3 protein-coding genes are annotated in these 2,041 nt (G+C 41.0%); 1 reads left to right on the top strand and 2 read right to left on the bottom strand.

What is annotated here, in order from left to right; translation table 11 throughout:
* Window positions 1–106: 106 nt before the first annotated feature.
* Together G519_RS0138145 and G519_RS46710 are read right to left on the bottom strand one after the other, a co-directional pair.
* The gene (locus G519_RS0138145) at window positions 107–349 is read right to left on the bottom strand and encodes a serine hydrolase (RefSeq protein WP_029199000.1); all 243 of its coding nucleotides are present in this window, start codon (window positions 347–349) and stop codon (window positions 107–109) included.
* A 183-nt stretch (window positions 350–532) separates the two neighbouring features.
* The gene (locus G519_RS46710; RefSeq protein ID WP_084160540.1) at window positions 533–937 is read right to left on the bottom strand and encodes a TetR-like C-terminal domain-containing protein; all 405 of its coding nucleotides are present in this window, start codon (window positions 935–937) and stop codon (window positions 533–535) included.
* A 95-nt stretch (window positions 938–1,032) separates the two neighbouring features.
* Here G519_RS46710 and G519_RS0138155 point away from each other — a divergent pair, with 95 nt between their 5' ends.
* A complete protein-coding gene (locus G519_RS0138155; RefSeq protein WP_029199001.1) occupies window positions 1,033–1,776 on the top strand; it encodes an SDR family oxidoreductase in 744 nt (247 codons plus the stop codon).
* The last annotated feature ends 265 nt before the right edge of the window (window positions 1,777–2,041 follow it).

The raw sequence follows: 2,041 nt of genomic DNA on the forward strand, positions 1-2,041 counted from the left end.
GCTTAATCAACTTCTACGCTTTACCACATATATGTGATACGGTTCTTCGTATCATCGCTGAGGCGAAAATTCAAGAACCTTTGTTACAAACCTTTGGGAATCTTATTTAGTGCTGTAAGCTTTCCAATAATGTAAATCCAATGTTCTGATCGTCGTTTATGCCTAATCCATAATTTGCTAATACGACGACTGCTGCTTTCCTATCTTTATCACAACCTAAAAATGAACTAAAACACCCCGTTCCCCCACCATGCCAATATGTGTTGTTGTTTTTCTTTAAAAGCCACCATCCGAGACCCATATCATATTTCTTTGTTCCAATCCCATGCTTTTCGGTGCCTTTTGCCAAATAAGGGCCCTTCTGTTTCTTTAAGCTGTTTTTCAATCGAAAGCGAGCCAGTGGAGCCTCTAAAACAACTCAAAAATAGAATTTCAAAACAAAACCCCACGCAACCACTTCCAAAATTCTCGCAAGTGGTTTCTCGCGTTTCTAACAAAAAAGTTCGCCAGCCAACCGAAGTGGCCTACACGCTCAAGGTAGCTTAGTCTTTACTGCGGGTTTCGTACTATCAAAAATATTATTCCTTTTAAATAGATCTGCCAGTTGCTCAGCCATTGTTTGTGGTGAGTGCGGCATTTGGTTCAGAATCCACCATTCTACCGTACCAACAAAGGCCGAGGCCGTATAGTTGATGATCAGTTCTTTATCCATATTCTGATTAATCCCCTGCATATCGATCTGCTTCTGAATGGCTTTCTTAATGATCTTCAGCATACCCTCACGGAATATGGATGTTTTTTGTTTGGAGATCATCGATGAAAAGAATGAAAAATGGTCTTCAATAAAAACAAATAACGCCTTTAACGACTCCATGGCCTCGTCCAGATCCGTTATTTTTTTCTGATAAGACTTACTGAACTTACACGAAAGAATCATTTGATTTAAATGGTCCTCAATGCATTTATCGAGCAAATCGTATTTATCCAAATAGTGTGTGCAAACCGTACTCTACTTCGAAAGGGCGATGGAAGATGGAAAACATAGAATCTAAAGTCATAATTATTACTGGAGCATCCGGCGGAATTGGTGAAGCTACAGCCAGATTATTGGCAAAAAACGGGGCAAAGCTTGTATTAGCCGCAAGAAGAGAGGAACGTTTGCAATTCATTGCAAACGAAATACAACTCGAAGGCGGTCAAGCCGTTTATCGGATAACGGATGTAACCTCCGCTGAGGACATGCAGCAACTGGCTGATTTCGCTTTTAAACAGTATGGTCGAATCGATGTCCTTATAAATAACGCGGGGAAAATGCTGAATTCTCCATTAAATGAGCTAAAAATTGAAGAGTGGGATCAGTTAATCGATGTGAACATCAAAGGAGTTCTATACGGGATAGCTGCAGTTTTGCCCGCGATGAGAGAGCAAAAATCGGGGCATGTTATCAACATCTCCTCCCTTATGGGACATAAGGTTATTCCGAGCACAGCGGTATACAGCGCTACGAAATATGCTGTGAGAGCCATCTCGGAAGGCTTGCGACAAGAAGAATCAACAACATCTCGTATTCGGACAACCAACATATCTCCAGGTATGACTGCTACAGATACAGCGATCGACGGTCTTCCTTTAGAATATAAAGATATGATTTCTCAAAACAACGGTTTGGCGATTTCTCCATACAGTGTCGCCAAAGCTATTCTTTTCGCAATTCAGGAACCAGAGGAAGTCGGAGTAAACGAAATTACTATCCGACCAACCTTACAAGCTCTTTAAATAGCTATATTCAGATTAATGTGTCATGCCGGCCAAATTGGGTCGGCTTTTTCACGAACTGTTCCGCCAGTTTAATAAATCCAAAACAAGCGGAGGTCGTCAAAGTGTTAGCATAGGAAGAATGCTCTATAATACTACGATTCAATGTAAAAAACCAACTTCGATAAACTCTTTCCTCACGCATAACACTCCCGCACCCTACTCACAACAATTTTTTTCGCCTTACTTGTGATACGGTTCAGCGCGAATGATCTTAAACTATCCT

The organism is Paenibacillus alginolyticus DSM 5050 = NBRC 15375 (assembly GCF_000422905.1).
Taxonomy (GTDB): domain Bacteria; phylum Bacillota; class Bacilli; order Paenibacillales; family NBRC-103111; genus Paenibacillus_E; species Paenibacillus_E alginolyticus.